The 18,858-nt window shown below is 67.0% G+C and carries 15 protein-coding genes; 9 read left to right on the top strand and 6 right to left on the bottom strand.

Annotated elements, in window-relative coordinates; translation table 11 throughout:
• Positions 1-15 precede the first annotated feature (15 nt).
• A complete protein-coding gene (locus ACAW63_RS16635; RefSeq protein WP_371226925.1) occupies positions 16-792 on the top strand; it encodes an NAD(P)H-dependent oxidoreductase in 777 nt (258 codons plus the stop codon).
• Positions 793-878: 86 nt separating this feature from the next.
• Here the strand turns inward: ACAW63_RS16635 and ACAW63_RS16630 are convergent, their stop codons facing one another.
• Positions 879-1,694, bottom strand: a complete 816-nt coding sequence (locus ACAW63_RS16630; protein ID WP_371226923.1) for an aminotransferase class IV family protein — start codon at positions 1,692-1,694, stop codon at positions 879-881.
• A 112-nt stretch (positions 1,695-1,806) separates the two neighbouring features.
• Here ACAW63_RS16630 and gcvA point away from each other — a divergent pair, with 112 nt between their 5' ends.
• Together gcvA and ACAW63_RS16620 are read left to right on the top strand one after the other, a co-directional pair.
• Positions 1,807-2,721 carry a transcriptional regulator GcvA gene (gene gcvA / locus ACAW63_RS16625; RefSeq protein WP_371226921.1) on the top strand — a complete coding sequence of 305 codons (915 nt, stop codon included), beginning with the start codon at positions 1,807-1,809 and terminating at the stop codon, positions 2,719-2,721.
• 91 nt (positions 2,722-2,812) lie between these two features.
• Positions 2,813-3,154: an FKBP-type peptidyl-prolyl cis-trans isomerase gene (locus ACAW63_RS16620; protein WP_371226919.1), complete on the top strand. Its 342-nt coding sequence runs from the start codon at positions 2,813-2,815 to the stop codon at positions 3,152-3,154.
• A 3-nt stretch (positions 3,155-3,157) separates the two neighbouring features.
• Here the strand turns inward: ACAW63_RS16620 and ACAW63_RS16615 are convergent, their stop codons facing one another.
• Complete coding sequence (locus ACAW63_RS16615; protein ID WP_371226917.1) at positions 3,158-5,128, bottom strand: UvrD-helicase domain-containing protein; 1,971 nt, start codon at positions 5,126-5,128, stop codon at positions 3,158-3,160.
• Positions 5,129-5,293: 165 nt separating this feature from the next.
• Between ACAW63_RS16615 and ACAW63_RS16610 the strand changes: the two genes are divergently transcribed.
• Positions 5,294-6,061 (top strand): ATP-binding cassette domain-containing protein, encoded by a 768-nt coding sequence (locus tag ACAW63_RS16610; RefSeq protein WP_371226915.1) that lies wholly within the window; start codon positions 5,294-5,296, stop codon positions 6,059-6,061.
• 229 nt (positions 6,062-6,290) lie between these two features.
• On the opposite strand, the gene fhuF is transcribed toward ACAW63_RS16610, so the two are convergent.
• The 4 genes from fhuF to ACAW63_RS16590 all read right to left on the bottom strand — a co-directional run bounded on the left by fhuF (position 6,291) and on the right by ACAW63_RS16590 (position 10,240).
• A complete protein-coding gene (gene fhuF / locus ACAW63_RS16605; protein WP_371226913.1) occupies positions 6,291-7,046 on the bottom strand; it encodes a siderophore-iron reductase FhuF in 756 nt (251 codons plus the stop codon).
• A 31-nt stretch (positions 7,047-7,077) separates the two neighbouring features.
• Positions 7,078-8,064 (bottom strand): GNAT family N-acetyltransferase, encoded by a 987-nt coding sequence (locus ACAW63_RS16600; RefSeq protein ID WP_371226911.1) that lies wholly within the window; start codon positions 8,062-8,064, stop codon positions 7,078-7,080.
• A 101-nt stretch (positions 8,065-8,165) separates the two neighbouring features.
• Positions 8,166-9,500 (bottom strand): lysine N(6)-hydroxylase/L-ornithine N(5)-oxygenase family protein, encoded by a 1,335-nt coding sequence (locus tag ACAW63_RS16595; RefSeq protein ID WP_371226909.1) that lies wholly within the window; start codon positions 9,498-9,500, stop codon positions 8,166-8,168.
• Between the two features lie 257 nt (positions 9,501-9,757).
• Positions 9,758-10,240, bottom strand: a complete 483-nt coding sequence (locus tag ACAW63_RS16590; protein WP_371226907.1) for a sigma-70 family RNA polymerase sigma factor — start codon at positions 10,238-10,240, stop codon at positions 9,758-9,760.
• Positions 10,241-10,392: 152 nt separating this feature from the next.
• On the opposite strand from ACAW63_RS16590, the gene ACAW63_RS16585 reads away from it, so the two are divergent.
• The 5 genes from ACAW63_RS16585 (at position 10,393) to fhuB (ending at position 18,786) form a co-directional block, all read left to right on the top strand.
• Complete coding sequence (locus ACAW63_RS16585; RefSeq protein ID WP_371226905.1) at positions 10,393-11,406, top strand: FecR domain-containing protein; 1,014 nt, start codon at positions 10,393-10,395, stop codon at positions 11,404-11,406.
• Positions 11,407-11,577: 171 nt separating this feature from the next.
• Positions 11,578-13,266: a cyclic peptide export ABC transporter gene (locus ACAW63_RS16580; protein WP_371226903.1), complete on the top strand. Its 1,689-nt coding sequence runs from the start codon at positions 11,578-11,580 to the stop codon at positions 13,264-13,266.
• 125 nt (positions 13,267-13,391) lie between these two features.
• Positions 13,392-15,788 (top strand): TonB-dependent siderophore receptor, encoded by a 2,397-nt coding sequence (locus ACAW63_RS16575; protein ID WP_371226901.1) that lies wholly within the window; start codon positions 13,392-13,394, stop codon positions 15,786-15,788.
• A gap of 90 nt (positions 15,789-15,878) precedes the next feature.
• A complete protein-coding gene (locus ACAW63_RS16570; protein WP_371226899.1) occupies positions 15,879-16,784 on the top strand; it encodes an ABC transporter substrate-binding protein in 906 nt (301 codons plus the stop codon).
• Positions 16,777-18,786, top strand: a complete 2,010-nt coding sequence (gene fhuB, locus ACAW63_RS16565; protein ID WP_371226897.1) for a Fe(3+)-hydroxamate ABC transporter permease FhuB — start codon at positions 16,777-16,779, stop codon at positions 18,784-18,786. The genes ACAW63_RS16570 and fhuB overlap by 8 nt, the downstream gene beginning before the upstream one ends.
• Positions 18,787-18,858 lie beyond the last annotated feature (72 nt).

Here is an 18,858-nt window from a genome sequence, read left to right as displayed (position 1 = left end):
CGCAGGAGATTCACCATGAAGGTACTGATCGTCTACGCCCACCCCGAACCGCGCTCGCTCAACGGCTCGCTGAAGGACTTCGCCGTACGCCGCCTGCAAACCGCCGGCCATGAAGTGCAGGTCTCCGACCTGTACGCGATGAACTGGAAAGCCACCCTGGACGCCGCCGACAGCCTGGACCGCGACCCCGAAGCGCGCTTCGATCCGTCTCTGGATTCCAAGCGCGCCTACGCCGCCGGCCGGCAGACCAGCGACATCGCCGCCGAGCAGGAAAAGCTGCGCTGGGCCGATGTGCTGATCCTGCAATTCCCACTCTGGTGGTTCTCCCTGCCGGCGATCCTCAAGGGCTGGGTCGAGCGCGTGTATGCCTATGGCTTCGCCTACGGCGTCGGCGAGCACTCCGACGCGCGCTGGGGCGACCGCTACGGCGAAGGCACCCTGGCCGGCAAGCGCGCCATGCTTGTGGTCACCACCGGTGGCTGGGAGTCGCACTACAGCGCGCGGGGCATCAATGGGCCGATCGACGACCTGCTGTTCCCGATCCACCACGGCGTGCTGCATTACCCTGGCTTCGACGTGCTGCCGCCCTATCTGGTCTATCGCACCAGCCGCGTGGATACCGAGCGCTACGCACAGATCGAACGGGAACTGGGCGAGCGCCTGGACAGCCTCCAGACCACCCCACCCATTCCCTTCCGCCGGCAGAATGGCGGCGACTACGAGATTCCCGCGCTGACCTTGCGGGAGGAAATCAACCAGGGCGCCTCTGGTTTCGCTGCGCATCTGAATTGAGTCCCCGCTCGCGAGCAAGCTCGCTCCTACAAATAGCTGCGAGCGTGAGCCTGTAGGAGCGAGCTTGCTCGCGAACCACCCAAACCTCAGGGCTTCACGCGAGGCTCTGCCTCGAAGGCACGGCGCAGCAGCTCGACGAACTCCGGCGCAGCCGGGATTTCCACGTCACCGATGCGGTTCACCGGCACTCCCGGCGTCCAGGAGTTCATCACCACGGCGCCGGTCAGGCCCGGCAGATCCTGAAGGTCGATGCCGCGTGTGACCTGGCGGACGCCCAGGCGCTCCAGTTGCCGCTGGAGAATGCCCATGGTGGTGCCGGTAAGCATCTTCGCCTTCGGCCAGATCACTGTCTCGCCGTCCCAGAACGCCAGGTTCCAGATGGTCGCTTCACTGAAGCGGCCGCGATGGTCGACGAATGCCGCGTCGTCGAAGCCGGCGGCGACCGCCTCGCGCAGGTACCAGGTCTTGGCGATCTCGCCGACGTGCTTGAGTTCCGGCAGCACCCGCTCATGGCTGGCGATGGCCAGGGCCAGCGGACCCTGCGGGCCGTCCGAGGGCAGCGCGGTGCGCACCAGCAACTCAGGCCGGTGCTCGGGGCCGGCGACGGTGAATTCGCCGGCGGGCGAGTACACCGTCGCCATCAGCGAAACATCCGCCGGTCCTTGCTCCAGCGCGGCGCGCAGGGCAGCACGGACTTCCTCGTCGGAGTGGCTCTGGCCGAACAGGCGCTGGGACGCGTTGCGCAGTCGTTGCAGGTGCAAGTCCAGGCCACGAACACCACCGTCGCGCACCTGCATGGCGGTGAAGTGGGCGTAACCGGCGAAGGCCAGCGGTGCAAGGTCGTCGGCGCTGGCCGGCTGGGCATTGCGCTGGGTGATGTAGGGATGGATGGCGGCTGACATGACGTAGGCTTCCTCTGCTCGATGATTTTCAAGTCGACTTACTATCGAGCTTTGACGAAGCCAGGAGAAACGAGTATTTCTCGACGGATCATCAAACAGGATTTGAAGATCGATGAGCCGCCCCTTCCCCGGCATCCGCTCCCTGCGCACCTTCGAGGCAGCCGGTCGCCACCTGAACTTCACCCGCGCCGCCGAAGAGGTCGGCCTGACGCCAGCCGCGGTCAGCCACCAGATCAAGGAACTGGAAGACCAGCTCGGCCTCGGCCTGTTCGTGCGCACCAGCCGCAGCATCCAACTGACCCCGGCGGGCGCGCTGTTGCTGGAAGCGGCGGCGGAATCCCTCGGCCTGCTGCACCGCGCCACCGTGCGTGCGCGGCGGCTGGCGCGAACATCCAGGCAGTTGCGGGTCTCGCTGACCCCGCGTTTCGCCACCCACTGGCTGCTGCCGCGCCTGCCCAAGTTCCGCGCGCTGCATCCGGGGCTCAAGCTCAGCTTCGACGTCAGCGACGAGTTGCGCGACTTTGCCGTCGACGACATCGACCTGGCCATCCGTTTCGGCAGCGGACGCTATCCCGGCCTGCTGGCCGAGCGCCTGTTCGAGACCCAGATAGTGCCGGTGTGCTGCCCTAGCCTGCTGAGCGAGGGGCCGCCCTTGCGCGAGCCGTGCGACCTGCTGGCCCACACCCTGTGCCATGTGGTGTGCGAGACCGAGGGCGCAGCCTGGCCGGACTGGTCGCGCTGGATGGAGGCGGCCGGCGTGGCGGATTTCGACGCCAGCGGCTGCGTCACCTTCGAGGACACCAGCCACGTGGTGCAGGCGGTGCTGGAAGGCGGCGCGGTCGGGCTGGTCGATCACGCCATGGTCGCCCGCGAGCTGGAGCAGGGCCTGCTGGTGCAGCCGTTCGAGTTGGGCGTGCGGGTTGCCGAGGGCTACGCCTACAACCTGGTCTATCCGCAGGCCAGCGCGGACGACCCGCGAGTCAGAGCCTTCCGCGAATGGATTCTCGAGGAAATGGCCATCGGCTGACCGCCGCGGACGGCTTGCAAATACCGGGCTTTCCTGCGAAAACCCACGCCCACGCGGCGGTCATGCCGCAGCCGCTTCACCGGAGAACCCCATGAGCAGCGAACTGCAGATCGAAGATATCGTCGTCGGCGACGGCAAGGCCGTGGTCAAGGGCGCCCTGATCACCACCCAGTACAAGGGCACCCTGGAGGACGGCACCGTCTTCGACTCGTCCTGGGACAAGGGCCGCCCCTTCCAGTGCGTAATCGGCACCGGCCGGGTGATCAAGGGCTGGGACATCGGCCTGATGGGGATGAAAGTCGGCGGCAAGCGCAAGCTGTTCGTGCCCGCGCACCTGGCCTACGGCGAGCGCCAGGTGGGCGCGCACATCCAGCCCAACTCCAACCTGCTGTTCGAGATCGAACTGCTGGAAGTCCTCACCCGCGACGACTGATCCTCACGCCGGGACCGGCGCGCTTTCCACGCTGCGCCGCAGGGCCAGGATCGCCGTCGGCCCCTGGGCCTGGCGGGTGAACCAGAGCACGCGGCTGACGCCCCGGGTGATCGCCACGTAGGCCAGGCGCAGTTGCTCGTCCTGCTGGGCCTGGTCGTAGCTGCTGGCGAAGAAGCCCGACGCCGCGTACAACGCGCTGCGCAGCGGGTGTTTCTCCGGCGGCGCGCAGTCGTCGACGATGATCGCCACTTCCGCCTGCAAACCCTTGGCGCGGTGAATGGTCATGCCCTTCACCGGCAGCTTGCGATCCAGCTCGCCGATAATGCTCTGCAGGGTCTCGTTGCGCCGGCTGAGCAGCAGTACGGCGGTTTTCTCCTTCGATCCACGCGCGGCGACGTGCTCGCACTGCTGGCGGATTTCCGCAAGCAGGATCGGCAGGTTGTTGCGCGCATCGAAGCGCTGCACCAGCTTCACCCCGTGATCGCCTGCCTCCGCTGACTTGAAGGCGCGGCAGGTCTTGGCCTGCTTGTTCGCCACCCCCACCAGCACCCGCTCGCCGTCGCGGATCACCGGGTCGATGCTGCGGTAGTTGGTCTCCAGCAGCAGCACGCGGCTCTTGCGCCGGCCCTTGCTGGGGAAGTGCCGGTCGAAGTCCATGAACAGCTCCGGCGAGCTGCCGCGCCAGGCATAGATGGACTGCCAGTCGTCGCCGATGGCCATCAGGCTGACCGCCTCGCCACGCTTGGCCAGGTCGCGGTGCAGCGCCTGCAGCCACTGGACGATCTGCGGCGACACATCCTGGAACTCGTCGATCAGCAGGTGCTGGAACGGCGCCAGGGCCTCGGCCGGCAGCTTGCCGTCGCCGAGCTGGTCGGTGAGGTGCTGGAAGGCCAGGTTGAAGGTCAGCTGGCCCTGCTCCTGCAGTGCCTTTTCGAAGGCCGCCCAGAACAGTTGCAGGGCCTCGACGAAGTGCCGCTCGCGCGCCGGGCAACCGAGCCTCGATGGCTGCAACCGGGCGATGCGCAGGCCGATGCTCTCGATGAAACCGGCCTGGGCGTAGAAGGCTTCGAACAGCGGCAACGCGATGAACTCGCCGGCCAGCTTGAAGGCATCCAGCGGCGCCTTGCCGATGCGTGGCGGCTTGCCGTCTTCCCCGGCTTCGGGTGGTGCCGGCAGGTCAAGCAGTTGATGCACCCGCACGCGGAATTCGTGCTGGTCGGCATAGCACTGCTGGTAGACCTGTTTGAGCAGGCGCTGCTGCGCGGGACGCAGGCGGCCGGCGAGCAGCGGGTTATCCAGCTCATCGGCCGGGGTGCGCTCGTCCAGTTGCTCGAACCAGCGCGGGTTCTTCAGCGCCACCTTGGCCAGGGTGCCCATGGCCGAGTGGAAGGTGCGCACGCACTGGCGGGCCTGTGCCGCGTCGAAGGGATGCCCCCAGTAGCCGAGCACCTTGACCAGTTGCTCGCGCAGCTGGGCGCAGGAGGCGTTGGTGAAGGAGATCACCGTGACCTTTTCCACGTCGATACCCAGGTGGCAGAGCATGTAGACCACCCGCAGCACCAGCGTGGTGGACTTGCCGGAACCGGCGCCGGCGAAGATGCGGGTCAGCGGATCGGGCGCGAGGATCATCGCCCACTGCTCGTCCGACGGCAGGCTGACCACCCCGTGGGCGGCGGCCTGGGCCACGCGCTGGCGCATGTCGAGCGCGTGCTGTTCATCCGGCGCCTTGGCGGTTCCGTAGATGCCGGCGACAGCGGGGGCTCGTGGGCGCTTGGGCGCCGGCGCGTCGCCCTCCTTCTTGGCCTTCGCGGCACGCCTGGCCGGCGCCTTGGCTTTGCCCTTGGCCTTGCCGCGCCCACGGGGCTGCGGCTGCGCCGCTTCGCGTTCGGCGCGCAGGTATTCGGTGGTACGGGGGAAATAACGCGCCAGGGCCTCGGCGAGCAGGCGTTTGTAGCGTTCGACAGCAGACTCCATGGGCCCTACTCGATCAATTACAGCGTTGAATCATAAGCGCTTTGCGACAAGGACAGGCAATCGGATCAGCGGTTCCACAAGGCGATCAAAATTGATAACCATTAGCGATTGAATTAGAGTCGGACTCCCGCTTTTTCCGGCCCAGCCGCCCTGATGGATGACCTCATGTTCGAACTGGAAAATGTCAGTTTCAGCGTCCCCGGCCGCACCCTCCTGCAACCGCTGAGTCTGCAGCTGGCCGACGGCAACATGATCGGCCTGATCGGCCACAACGGCTCGGGCAAATCCACCCTGCTCAAGCTGCTGGCCCGCCAGCAACAGGCCAGCGGCGGAAGCATCCGCCTGGACGGCAAGCCGCTGCAGGACTGGGGCAACCGCGATTTCGCGCGCCAGGTGGCCTACCTGCCGCAGCAACTGCCGCAGACCGACGGCCTGACCGTGCGCGAACTGGTCGCCTTCGGCCGCTACCCGTGGCACGGCGCGCTGGGGCGTATCACCGGCGAAGACCGCCAGCAGATCGACCGCGCGCTGGACCTGACCGATACCCTTGCCTTCGCCGAGCGCCCGGTGGACCTGCTCTCCGGCGGCGAACGCCAGCGCGTCTGGCTGGCCATGCTGCTGGCGCAGAACAGCCGCTACCTGCTACTGGACGAACCGACCTCGGCGCTGGACATCGCCCACCAGGTGGAAGTGCTCTCCCGCGTCCACGAACTCAGCCGCGAACTGGGCCTGGGCGTGCTGGTGGTGCTGCACGACATCAACATGGCGGCGCGCTATTGCGATCACCTGATCGCCCTGCATGGCGGGCGCCTGCTCGCCCAGGGCACGCCAGCGGAGCTGATGCACGGGGAAACGCTGGAAGACATCTACGGCATTCCCATGGGTGTGCTGAGCAATCCGGTGGATGGGTCGCCGATCAGTTATCTGCGTTGAGTTGACCGAGTCGTTTTTCGTCGGAGCGGACCTTGTCCGCTGAATCACCTGCGGCGTATTCCGGGCCCATCGCTTACAGCGTCGTTCCAACGCAGCGCCTGCGGCTACACCATTGCGTCGGTGCCGTACGGTTCGCGAGCAAGCTCGCTCCTACAGCCCAGCCCTGGCTTTGGAGCGATTTTCGTAGGAGCGAGCTTGCTCGCGAACAGAGCGCCCGCAGACGCTGGCCTCATAGGTCGCTCGCTTCCGGCAGCGGCTCATCGATCAGCGGGCAGTTGTCGCAGTTTCCGATACTGCCCAGCCGGTAGCGAATGCAACACGTCCGCCGCTGCCGCCAGAGTCCGCCCGGGCGCTGCTCGCAGGACACCTCGACGTACTGGATCGGCTTGTACAGCGGGTTGCGCGTCCCGTCCGGACGGCGCTCGGTCTCCAGCAGTTCGCGGCCATGCCCCAGCATCGGCGCCAGCGGCGGCAGCTTGGCCATCTCGCCGATGAACCATTCGAAGTAGTTGCCGGCGTTGCTCCAGAGCACCCTGGGCGACAGGCGCGCCTCGGCGGCGAGGGTCTGGATGAAAGGTTGCAGGTGCCCTTCCAGCAGGTGGGCGAAGCGCTGGAACGGATCGTCCGGCGGCGCGGCGAATGGCCCGCCCTCTCCCGGCAATTTGAAGGCTTGAGGAATCCCCTGGGCGTCGAGCACCACGTCCACGTCATCGAAGGCCAGCGGCAGCCTGCGACCCAATACCAGCGCGGCGGCCACCACAGGAGGGATAAGCCGCACCAGGTACCATTTCGACCACTGCGAGGCCAACGCGCGACGATCGCCATCGGCGTGCGGCGGGTCGAAGCGGCGCAGCACGCTGTCGAGCATCTCCCGCTCCAGCAATGTGCGGGCAGGAATCGAGGGTCGCGGATCGTCGCGGGTCACCAGCACCTCGCGGTAGCTGGCGAACTCGCCGAAATAAAGGGGCGCCAGGGCTGCGATCACCGGCAGCCCTCAGCCACGCCGAGAATCGCCGTCAGCACAGGCCGCAACGCTCGAAGAAGGTTTCCCGGCTCTGCACCATCAGCGCGGCGCGCTTGTGCGGGAAGTCGAATTCCTTCTCGCGCCAGAAGCCCAGGCGCTGCATATGGCCGATCATCCTGGCGTTGTCGGCGCGCGGCTCGGCGACGATGCGCTGGGTGCGCGGGTCGTCCAGCAGCAGGTAGTGCACCAGGGCGGTCATCCAGCTTTCCACCTTGTGCGGGCCGCGGTGGCTTTCCTCGCCCACCAGCATGTGGATGCCACGGTCGTAATCGCCCACCTCGTAGAACGGCGCGATGCGGTCTTCCTTGGCCCAGTAGGCTTCGTAGTAGGCGAAGGGCTGGTCGTCGATGCAGCCGATCAGGGTGGTGGTGTGCGGGTCCGCAGCGGCCTTTTCCAGGTAGGCGCGGTGCTGCTCCAGGGTGCCGCCTTCCTGCCAGAACTCCAGCACGCGCGGGCTGTTCTGCCAGCGGTTGAAACGCTCCAGGTCCAGTTCGATGTCCAGGGTGCGCAGGGAAATCCATTGCCCCAGCCTGGCATCGAAGCGGCGATAGACCTCGCCCTGCGGCTTGGGCGCACGCAGCGGATGGCGGCGGCCGCTGCTCATGCGGTAGACCTGCGGGTAGTTCGCGCCGGCCACGCCCTTGTGCCAGACGGCGGGCAGCTGCCAGAACGCCGCGCGCTCGATCTGCAGACACCCGCCGACTTCATCGCGATTGACCAGCCCTTGTGCGAAAGCCTCTGCCGGAACGTTGGCCGCAGCGAACTGCACGCGCTCGCACTGCGCATCGCTGGCGAAGGTCCAGTATGCCAGCGCCCGGAGTGCCTCCTCGGCTGGCGCCGAAGTCAGCTGCCAGCACTCACCGTCAAGTTGCGCGGTGAGCAGCGGCTGGCCGTCCAGCAGCAGAGTCAGGCCTTGGCTACCGCGGTCGGCGGAGAGCGTGCGGCCATCGGGCAGCGGCAGGGAAAAATCGGGCGTCATGGTGGGTTCCCTTTCGTGAATGCAACGACCCCGCCCGTATGACGAGCAGGGTCGGCCGGAATTTAGTCGGCCCGGAAGAAATCTCTTCCGGGCCACGTGGCTCAGGCGCTTTCCGCGGTCAGCGGGCGCGACGGTTTGTGTGCGACTTCGTGTGGCGGCAGGCGCTCGAACATCGAGGCGGCGATTTCCTGGGCGCGGATCGGCAGCACCGACAGCAGCGTGTCGCTCAGGCCGTGACTGTCCTGGGTGAAGCCCTGCAGGTAGATACCGGCGTGCAGGCGTTCGTCGGCCAGCACGCGATAGTCGCGGCCCACCTCGAAGTCGCCCAGGTAGTCCTGGAGTGGCGCCAGCAGCTCGCGGTGGGAGGTACGCTCATAGCCGGTGGCGAGGATCACCGCGTCGTAACGATGGGTTTCCACGGCGCCGGTGGCGCTGTCGCGCAGGGTCAGCTCGATGCCGTCGGCGTCGGCGCGGGCCACTTCCACGTTGCGCCGGCAGAGGAAGGCGTGGCGGCCCACGCCCGCCACTTTCTGGCGATAGAAGATGCCGTAGATGCGCTCGATCAGGTCCAGGTCCACCACCGAGTAGTTGGTGTTGTGGAACTCCTGGATGAGCTTCTCGCGCTCGCCCTTGGGCTCGTTGAACACCAGGTCGGTGTAGCGCGGGGCGAAGATTTCGTTGACGAAGGGGCTGTCGTCGGCCGGCTTGAGCACCGCCGCGCGCAGGACCATGTCGACCTGCACCGAGGGGTAGCTGTCGTTCAGGTCGATGAAGGCTTCGGCCGCGCTCTGGCCGCCACCGATCACGGCGATGCGCATCGGCTCGTTCCGGTTGCAGCGTTGCCGGGCCATGCACTCCAGGTAGCGGGCATGGTGGAACACGCGCGGGTCGTCACGCAGGTGGCTGAAGGCGGAGGGGAAGCGCGGCGTGCCGCCGGTGCTCACCACCACGCTGCGGGCCAGACGGAAGCGCTCGTGGCCGTGGGCATCCGCCGAGATCACTTTCACCAGCTCGATGCCGTCGGGGCCCTGCACCGGCTCGACGCGTCTGACCGTCTCGCCGCAGACGCGCTGCTCGGCGAACTGTTCGCTGACCCAGCGCAGGTAGTCGTTGTACTCCATGCGGCAGGGGTAGAAGGTGCCCAGGTTGGTGAAGTCGATCAACCGGCCCATGGCATGCAGGTAGTTGACGAAGCTGTACGGGCTGGTGGGGTTGCGCAGGGTCACCAGGTCCTTGAGGAAGGAAATCTGCAGCTCGCTCTGCGCCACCAGGGTGTTGCCGTGCCAGCGGTAGTCGGCCTGCTTGTCGAGGAACAGCGCATGGTAGTGGCGGCCCTCGCGCCGCGCCTGCTCCTGCAGGGCGATCGCCAGCGCCAGGTTGGAAGGGCCGAAACCGATGCCGAGCACGTCGTAGGTCGGGGTGATCATCTGAGTCATGGTGCCAGTGTCCTGTGTCGCGATGGCCGTGTGGCGTGACGACGCGGGAGCCGGCGGCGTACTACGCCAACCCGCTACTCCGGCAGCCCACCTGCTGGCGGTCGGCGGCCGATCCTGCGTGTCGCCCGGAAATTGCGCTGTCAGCAGCGCGTTCTCTGGAGAGACGAGGCAGGCACGATGAAATTTAGAATGATTATCAGTAAGAAAAGAGAATGCCAGGCCAGGGACAAGGTCTCGAACGAGGCCGGACGTTCGACTCAGCCCTGCCCGCCCCAGGCCTTCAGGCGCACACGGCAGTGCTTCATCGCATTGACGATGTGCTTCTCCACCATGTCGCGGGAAATCTCCAGGCGCTGGGCGATCTCGGCATGGCTGCAACCGTCCACTTTGCGCAACAGGAAGGCCCGGCGGCACGGCTCGGAAAGCTCGTCCAGGGCCCGTTGCAGCAGTTGCAACTGCTGTTGCCGGCTGACTTCCTCCTGCGGGCAGCGTTCGTCGTGGACGCCTTCGCGGTCCAGGACGTCGAGCTCCTCGGCACGGCGCACACGGGCGCGACGGTGCAGGTCGATGCTCAGGTTGAGCGCGGTCCGGTAGAGAAATGCGCGGGGCTGTTCGATAGGCTCGCAGGCCTTGCGATCGAGCAGGCGCAGGAAGGTTTCCTGGGTGACATCGGCGGCCGTCTGGCGATCGCCAAGGGTGCGGTTCAGATACAGGACCAATTCCTGGTAATAACGGATCAACGCGCTCTCCACCCCGTCGTGGCGTCCATGAATACAGTCGAGGCTGCTGGCGCCTGCTGACAGTCCGAGTCAGGCTTATTTATAATCACTCGCATCAACTCGAAAAGAAAGTGTGATAAAGGGTCCGCTCCGGACCCGCACCAGGACCCTCGATGACCTCCTCTTCCGCCCCGCTCGACGACGACCGCATCAGCGCCGAGGCCGCGCACTGGTGCGCTCGCCTGCACGACGCCGACTGCAGCGCTGCCGAACGTGAGGCGTTCACCCGGTGGTTCGCGGCCGATCCGCGCCATGCGGAGGAATACCGGGCGATGCTGGAGATCTGGCAGTTGTCCGAGCTGCTGCCGTCCAGCCAACCCATCGTCGAGGCGCCGCTGGCGGCTCCCCTGCGCCGCCCTCGCGCGCACCGGCCGCGCAGCGGGCGCCGGGTCGCAGCGATCGCCGCGGGCGTGCTGGTGGCGCTGGGCGCTGCCTGGTCGGCGGGCTGGTCCGCCGGATGGCTGCCGTCCCGCGTCGGCTACTACGCGGCACAGCCCGCACCACGCGAAGTGCGATTGGCGGATGGCTCGACGGTGGAGCTCAACAGCGGCTCTCAGCTGATCTTCGCCGACTTCCGCGATCGCCGCAGCGCCTGGCTCGCGAGTGGCGGCGAGGCCTATTTCCAGGTTGCCCACGACACGCTGCAACCCTTCTCCGTGCGCACCGACAACGGCAGCGTGCGGGTCACCGGCACGCGCTTCAACGTCTGGACCGATGACAACCAGATGCTGGTGACGCTGCTGGAAGGATCGGTGGTGGTCAGCCCGCCGGACGACGTCGACGGCAACAGCGCCCAGCTCACCCCGGGCATGCAGGCCCGCTACCTGCGCGGCAGCCAGCGCATCGAACTGGCCCAGGTCGCGCCGGCCGGCGCGATCGCCTGGATCGAGGGCAAGCTGGTGCTCGACGACCTTTCCCTGCAGGCCGCCATCCCGCTGATCAACCGCTACCTGAAACAACCGGTCCGCATCGAGGACACCGAGGCCGCCGCCCTGCGCATCGGCGGCATCTACCGCACCGACGACCTGCAGGCGCTGGTGGATTCCCTGCCCAAGGTACTGCCGGTGGAGCTGCGCAAGGACAGCGCCGGACGTATCGTCCTCGCCAGCCGCTACGTGCAGCTGTAGTACGCCCTTCGGCTTTTTTGCGAATCCTTCGCAAATTCCCTTCAGTTTTTCCCCGCCTCATTCGTCTTAACAAGAACGATTCGGATTTGCAGATCAATCCCCCGATCCGCATGGCCGTCTCGCCCTCGATTTCCGGCACGCCGCGCGGCGGGCCGAGCCTAGGAAAAGACGATGCACACGCCTGCGCAAAGCCCTCTGGGCGAACTCTTCAAGCTGCTCCAGCCGTTCTGGCTGCCCCTGTCCATCGCCACCCTGCTGGGTATCGTCGGCGGCGCCAGCATCACCGCGCTGCTCGCCACCATCAACTACAGCCTGCACTCCGAGGGCGGAACGCCGTCAGGCCTGCTGCTGGGCTTCGCCGGTCTCTGCCTGCTGGCCCTGCTCGGCTCGATCATCTCTGACATCGGCACCAACTACGTCGGCCAGCACGTCATCGCCCGGCTGCGCAAGGACCTGGGCAGCAAGATCATTTCCGCGCCCATCGAGCAGATCGAGCGCTACCGCAGCCACCGCCTGATTCCGGTGCTGACCCACGACATCGACACCATCAGCGACTTCGCCTTCGCCTTCGCGCCGCTCGCCGTGTCCCTGACCGTCACCCTTGGCTGCCTGGGCTATCTGGCCAATCTGTCGCTGCCGATGTTCCTCACCACCGCCGTGGCCATCGTCATCGGCAGTGCCGTGCAGTACGTGGCGCGCAGCAAGGGTATCAAGGGTTTCTTCGAGGCCCGCGACGAGGAGGACGTGCTGCAGAAACATTACCGCGCCATGGCCGAGGGCTCGAAGGAGCTGCGCATCAGCCGGCCGCGCCGCTTCCAGCACTACAGCGAGCGCCTGCAGGGCACCGCCGACCGCATCTGCGATATCCAGGTGCGTTCGATCAACCTGTTCGTCATCGCCAAGGGCTTCGGCTCCACCCTGTTCTTCATCGTGATCGGCGTGGCGCTGGCCTACCAGTCGCTGTGGCCGAGCACCGACAAGGCCACCCTCAGCGGCTTCATCCTGGTACTGCTGTACATGAAAGGCCCGTTGGAGCACCTGGTCGGCCAGTTGCCCATCGTCAGCCGCGCCCAGGTCGCGTTCCGCCGCATCGCCGAACTGTCGGTGCGCTTCTCCTCGCCCGAACCGAACCTGCTGCTGGCCGACGACGGCCGCGCCGCACTGGACATGCAACAGATCCAGCTGCGCGACCTGAGCTACCACTACCCCACCGAGGACGGCTCGCGCGGCTTCGGCGTCGGCCCTCTGAACCTGACCCTGCGTCGTGGCGAAATCCTCTTCATCGCCGGCGACAACGGCTGCGGCAAGACCACCCTGATCAAGCTGCTGCTCGGCCTCTACGCCCCGCGTGGCGGCGAACTGCTGCTCAATGGCGAACCGGTGAGCGACGGCAATCGCGACGACTACCGCCAGCTGTTCACCACCATCTTCGCCGACTACTTCCTGTTCGAGGACCTGCTCAAGGACAGCGACGAGATCCCCCTGGAGGCCAATCGCTACCTGGAGCGCCTGGAAATCGCCCACAAGGTCAGCCTGAAGGGACAGGAGTTCTCCACCACCGACTTGTCCACCGGCCAGCGCAAGCGCCTGGCGCTGGTGCAGGCCTGGCTGGAGAAGCGCCCGGTGCTGGTGTTCGACGAATGGGCCGCCGACCAGGACCCGGAGTTCCGCCGCATCTTCTACACCGAGCTGCTGCCCGAGCTGCGCGCCCAGGGCAAGACGCTGATCGTGATCTCCCATGACGACCGCTACTTCGACGTCGCCGACCGCCTGCTGCGCATGAGCGCCGGGCAGATCGTGGCGATCGAGGAGCATCGCGCGAAGCGGGCCAGCGATACGCCGGACGTTGCCCTGCACTGACCTGCGCGCCGCGAAGGCACTCGGAGTTCTTCAAGGAGCGCTTCCGGTTTTCCCGGGGCTGCGCGTCACATAAAACCTAATCATTCTTATTAGAAACTGCATTACAAGATCATAGGAGTCTTCAAGTGAGTCGCACCCGCTCCGCGCTGCACCCCCAGCATCCGCTGAAGCCGCTGGCCCGCCTGGTCCGCGCCACCGCCTTCGGCATGGTCCTGGCGGCCACCGCCGCCCAGGCTGCGCCGGTCCGCATCGACATCCCGGCCCAGCCGCTGGCCTCCGCCCTCACCACTCTGGGTGCGCAGTCGAACCTGCAGATCGTCTTCAACCAGAGCCAGGTGCAGAACCTGCGCAGCGCCGGCGTACGCGGCGAAATGGAGCCGGCCCAGGCCCTGGAGCGCCTGCTGCAAGGCACCGGCATCCAGTATCAGGTCGAGGGCAGCCGCGTGACCCTGCTGGGCGCCAACGCGGGCAACGGCGACACCCTGAGCCTGTCCGCGCAGACCATCACCGGCGCCGTCGAAGGCGAAGACAGCTATGTGCCGCGCACCTCCACCAGCGGCAGCAAGACCGACACCCCGCTGGTGGAAATCCCCCAATCGATCTCGGTAATCACCCGCAAGCAGATGGACGCCCAGGGCGCCCAGACGGTGACCGAAGCGCTGCGCTACGTACCGGGCGTGAAGGTGGAAGCCTACGGCCTCGACCCCAAGGGCTTCGACTGGCTGTACATCCGTGGCTTCAACGCCCAGGCCACCAGCGACTATCTCAACGGCCTGCGCCAGCAGAACAACAGCTACGCCTTCTTTCGCAGCGAGCCCTACGCCTTCGAGCGCATCGACGTGGTCCGCGGCCCGTCCTCCAGCCTGTTCGGCCTGGGCGACGCCGGCGGCATCGTCAACCGTGTGAGCAAGAAGCCCACCGCCAATCACGTCAACGAAATCCAGCTGACCGGCGGCAACCACGACCGCAAGCAGGGGCAGTTCGACGTCGGCGGCGCCCTGGATGAACAGAACCAGTACCTCTACCGCGTGGTCGGCCTGGCCCGTGACGCCAACACCCAGGCCGAGTACGACGACGGCCACGAGATCCGCGACGACCGCCAGTACCTCGCGCCCTCCTTCACCTGGGCGCCGGACGAAGACACCAGCCTGACCCTGCTTGCCGACTTCCTGCGCGACCGCAACGGCGGCTCGATCTTCGACTACAGCGTCAACGGGCATACCACCGGAACGCTGCTCGGCGACCACAGCTACAACCACTTCGACCAGGACCAGTACACCCTGGGCTACGAATTCCGCCACCGCTTCGACGATGTCTGGGAGTTCCGCCAGAACGCCCGCTACGGCCAGGTCGACCTGATCTTCAACAACCTGCTGCCGCAGGGCGTGATCGCCGGCAACGTGATCCGCACCGCCGACCGCTTCGACCAGCACATGAACACCTTCAACCTGGACAACCAGTTGCAGGCCAATTTCGACACCGGTCCGTTCAAGCACACCCTGCTGATGGGCGGCGACTACAGCTGGCAGGACGCCGACATCGCCCGCTGGCGCACCCTCGGCCCGTCGATCAACCCCGGCAACCCGATCTACGGCCAGGACGTGCAGCGTCCGAACAAGGACACCACCATCCCCGGCCAGGCCATCGACTACGACCAGAACATCGAGCAGATCGGCGGCTACGTGCAGGACCAGATCAAGTACGACGAGCGCTGGATCCTCACCGCCGGCGGTCGCTACGACTACGTGCGCAACGACCTGGACAGCCACACCGGACCGCACAGCATGCAGAAGGACAACGCCTTCACCGGCCGTGTCGGCCTGACCTACCTGACCGACTTCGGCCTCGCTCCCTACATCAGCTATTCCGAGTCCTTCGCCCCGAACTCCGGCCTGGACTCCTCCGGCAACGCGTTCAAGCCCAGCGAAGCCAACCAATGGGAAGTCGGTGTCAAGTACCAGCCCACCGAAACCCTGCTGGTCACCCTGGCCGCCTTCGACCTGATGAAGACCAACGCGCTCACCCCGCAGCTGAACGCCAACGGCATCCCCACCGGATACAACGAGGCCACCGGCAAGCAGCGCTCGCGCGGCATCGAGGCGGAACTGAAGGCCAAGCTGGACGAGAACTGGGACCTGCTCGCCTCCTACACCTACACCAAGGCCGAGATTCACAAGAGCAACGACGGCAACCAGGGCAACCGACCGGCCAACGTGCCCGAACACATGGCCTCCGGCTGGCTCAACTACACCTTCCACGAAGGCGTCCTGGGCGGCCTCTCCGTCGGTGGCGGAGCGCGCTACACCGGCTCGCTCTATGGCAACAACGCCAACACCTTCCACGTCGACAACTACACCCTGTTCGACGCTGGCGTGAGCTACCCGCTGAACCAGAACGTGACCGTCTCGCTGAATGCCCAGAACCTCCTCGACGAGGACTACGTGGCCACCTGTGACAGCGCGATTTCCTGCTACCCGGGCCTGCGCCGCACCGTACTGACCAGTGTGAAGTACAGCTGGTAAGCCGGCAGGCGGCGGGCCGCCCCGCCGCTTCACCGGGCTCCCTGTTCGCAGGGGGCCCGTTGTCGTTTCAACGGACGTAGAGAAGTACCCATGCCCCTCACCCGCCGCCACCTGCTGCAGAACCTCGCCCTGGGCTCATTGGCCTGCGCCAGCGGCCTGCCCCTGATTGCCGGGGAACGCCTGACGCGGATCGTCGCACTCAACTGGGTGGCCGCCGAGACGCTGCTGACCCTGGGCGTCCCGCCGCTGGCGATCTCCGACGACCGCTACTACCGGGTGCGCATGCCTACCCTGGCGCTACCCGAGAGCGTGCGCGACGTGGGCCCGTACTGGGAACCGAACCTCGAACTGATCCAGCAATTGCGCCCGCAGTTGATCCTCAGTGACCCGATGACCCCGACCCTGGAGCGACGCCTGAACGGCATCGCCCCCACCGAACGCGTGGCCATCTATCCCGCCCCCCAGGGTGCCTGGCGCGCGACCACCGGGTTCATGCACGACCTGGCGCGCCGGCTGGGCGTCGAGCAGGTCGCCGCCGATTACATCGCCGCCGGCGAGCGGCGTCTCGCCGAACTGAGGGCGAAGCTGGCCGACCGCCCGCAGCCGCCGGTGTGCGTCGCCGTCCTCAACCAGGACGGCCGCCACGCCGCGGTGTATGGCAGGAACAGCATGGTGCAGGACGTGCTCGATCGCCTCGGCGTCGAGAACGCCTGGCAAGGGCCGGTCGGCCCGGTGGGCCTGGCGATGGTCAGCATCGAGCGCCTGGCCGAGCGCCCGGACGCGCACCTGGTCTACGTCGACATCCCAACCACCTCGGCGCGCCTGCAGAGCCTGCGTCAGCCCAACGACCTGTGGGCCAACCTGCCCGCCGTGCGCCGGGGCCACACCCTGACACTGGAGCGCTTCTACCCCTACGCCGGCGCCGCCTCGGTGCTGGACCTTGCCGAGCGCATCGCCGCCTATCTCTACAGCGCCACGGAGGCTGTGCATGCCTGAATCGACCCTCGGCCTCACCCTCCCCCGTAGCGGCCTGCCGCTGGGCCCGGCGATCTGCACACTGCTGTTGACGGTGCTCGCCGCGCTGCTGGTGCTCCATGGCCTGCAGGGCGCCCTGCCCCGCGAGCTCTGGTGGCAGGCGCTGTGGTCGCCGAACCTCGACGACGTGCGCCAGGTGCTGATGCACTTCAGCTTCTACCCGCGCCTGGCCGTCAGCCTGATGGCAGGTGCTGCACTGGCCCTGGCCGGCACGCTGTTCCAGCAGATCCTGCGCAACCCGCTGGCCGAACCGGTGACGCTGGGTGTATCCGCCGGGGCCAATCTGGCGTTGTCCGCCGCCACCATCTTCGCCCCGGCGTTGCTGGTGCATGGCATGGAGGCGGTCACCCTGAGCGGTGCGGCGCTGGCGGCCTGTCTGCTGTTCGCCTTCGCCTGGGGCCGCACCCTGTCGCCGCTGCGCTTCATCCTCGCCGGCATGGTGATCAGCCTCTATTGCGTATCGCTCAACGCACTGCTGGTGCTGTTCAACCACGACTACCTGATCGACCTGCTGCTCTGGCAGGCCGGCTCGCTGAACCAGAGCGGCTGGGACGGCGTTTTGTACCTGGCGCCGCGTCTGGCGATGGCCATGGTCGTCGCGCTGCTGATGGCGCGTCCGCTGGCCGCGCTGGGGCTGGAGGACGAAGGCGCCGCCGCGGTGGGCGTGAATCTGCGCCGTACCCGCGTGCTCGGTCTCGCCGTGGCGGTGTCACTGAGCGCCTTCGTAACCAGTGCCGTGGGCATGCTCGCCTTCGTCGGCCTCGCGGCGCCCACCATCGCCCGGCTGTGCGGTGCGCGCACGCTCAAGCAACGGCTGATCTGGGCGCCACTGCTGGGCGCCGCGCTGCTTTGCGTGGTGGACCAGATCGCCCGCGAACTGTCGCGTTTCGCCGGGGAGATTCCCGCCGGCATCCTCACCGGCATCTTCAGCGTGCCGCTGCTACTGTGGCTGCTCAGCCGCCAGCGCAGCGGCGGCATCGTCCCGCGCCCGGCACCAGCCAAGCCGCAACGCGAACATCCCTGGCGACTGATCATCGGCGCCGCCATCGTACTCGCCCTGTTGACGCTGCCGGCGATCTACTTCGCGGTGGACGCCAACGGCTGGCACTGGGGCGATGCCGGCCTTGCTGACGCCATCGTCCAATGGCGCCTGCCGCGCGTGCTCGGTTCGCTGGCCGCCGGCGCCATGCTCGCCGTGGCAGGCCTGCTGGTGCAGCGCCTGACCGGCAACCCCATGGCCAGCCCGGAAGTGCTCGGCGCCACCTCCGGCTCGGCCATCGCCGTACTGGTACTGTTCCTGGTGCTGCCGCAGCCGCAGGCCTACATGGTCCCCGCCGCCAGCGTCGGCGCCCTGCTCACCCTCGGCCTGCTGCTCTGGTTCGCCTGGCGCAAGACCTTCAACGCCGAGCGCCTGCTGCTCACCGGCGTCTGCCTGACTACCCTGCTCCACTCGCTGAGCACCCTGCTGCTGGCCAGCGGCGACCCGCGCATGACGGCAATGATGAGCTGGATGACCGGCTCGACCTACCAGGTCGACGTGGCGTCGGCGGGCACCGGAGTGGTCGTCGCTACCGTGATGATCGGCGTGAGCCTGCTGCTGGCCCGTCCGCTGGACCTGCTGTCCCTCGGCAACGGCACCGCGACGGCCCTGGGCTTGAAGCTGCGCCTGAGCCACCTGGCGATCCTGCTCAGCGCCGCGGTGCTCACGGCAACCGCCACCATCATCGTCGGGCCGCTCAGCTTCGTCGGCCTGATCGGCCCGCATATCGCCCGTCACCTGGGCGTGCGCCGCGCCGCTCCGCAGTTGCTGCTGAGTGCGCTGGCCGGCGCGCTGATCATGGTGGTGGCCGACTGGCTGGGAAGGAACATCGCCTACCCCTGGCCAGTGTCGGCGGGACTGCTGGCGGCGTTCATCGGCTGCCCGTATTTCCTCTGGCTGATGCGCCGGGAGCGCAAGGGCTGATTCAGCGTAAGGCGTATAACCGTTCCCGGTTGTACGCCGCTTCATTTCAGCTCATCACTGACGCCGGCATCA

Origin of the sequence: Pseudomonas sp. QE6, from assembly GCF_041379005.1 — a bacterium.
Taxonomy (GTDB): Bacteria; Pseudomonadota; Gammaproteobacteria; order Pseudomonadales; family Pseudomonadaceae; genus Pseudomonas.
The sequence above is the reverse complement of the archived record's forward strand: the minus strand, read 5'-3'. Positions and strand labels throughout refer to the sequence as shown.

Excerpts from the sequence above, each read along its gene's own strand:
- ACAW63_RS16635 (WP_371226925.1), top strand. The coding sequence starts at position 16 with ATGAAGGTACTGATCGTCTACGCCCACCCCGAACCGCGCTCGCTCAAC.
- ACAW63_RS16630 (WP_371226923.1), bottom strand. The coding sequence starts at position 1,694 with ATGTCAGCCGCCATCCATCCCTACATCACCCAGCGCAATGCCCAGCCG.
- gcvA (WP_371226921.1), top strand. The coding sequence starts at position 1,807 with ATGAGCCGCCCCTTCCCCGGCATCCGCTCCCTGCGCACCTTCGAGGCA.
- ACAW63_RS16620 (WP_371226919.1), top strand. The coding sequence starts at position 2,813 with ATGAGCAGCGAACTGCAGATCGAAGATATCGTCGTCGGCGACGGCAAG.
- ACAW63_RS16615 (WP_371226917.1), bottom strand. The coding sequence starts at position 5,128 with ATGGAGTCTGCTGTCGAACGCTACAAACGCCTGCTCGCCGAGGCCCTG.
- ACAW63_RS16610 (WP_371226915.1), top strand. The coding sequence starts at position 5,294 with ATGTTCGAACTGGAAAATGTCAGTTTCAGCGTCCCCGGCCGCACCCTC.
- ACAW63_RS16600 (WP_371226911.1), bottom strand. The coding sequence starts at position 8,064 with ATGACGCCCGATTTTTCCCTGCCGCTGCCCGATGGCCGCACGCTCTCC.
- ACAW63_RS16595 (WP_371226909.1), bottom strand. The coding sequence starts at position 9,500 with ATGACTCAGATGATCACCCCGACCTACGACGTGCTCGGCATCGGTTTC.
- ACAW63_RS16585 (WP_371226905.1), top strand. The coding sequence starts at position 10,393 with ATGACCTCCTCTTCCGCCCCGCTCGACGACGACCGCATCAGCGCCGAG.
- ACAW63_RS16580 (WP_371226903.1), top strand. The coding sequence starts at position 11,578 with ATGCACACGCCTGCGCAAAGCCCTCTGGGCGAACTCTTCAAGCTGCTC.
- ACAW63_RS16570 (WP_371226899.1), top strand. The coding sequence starts at position 15,879 with ATGCCCCTCACCCGCCGCCACCTGCTGCAGAACCTCGCCCTGGGCTCA.
- fhuB (WP_371226897.1), top strand. The coding sequence starts at position 16,777 with ATGCCTGAATCGACCCTCGGCCTCACCCTCCCCCGTAGCGGCCTGCCG.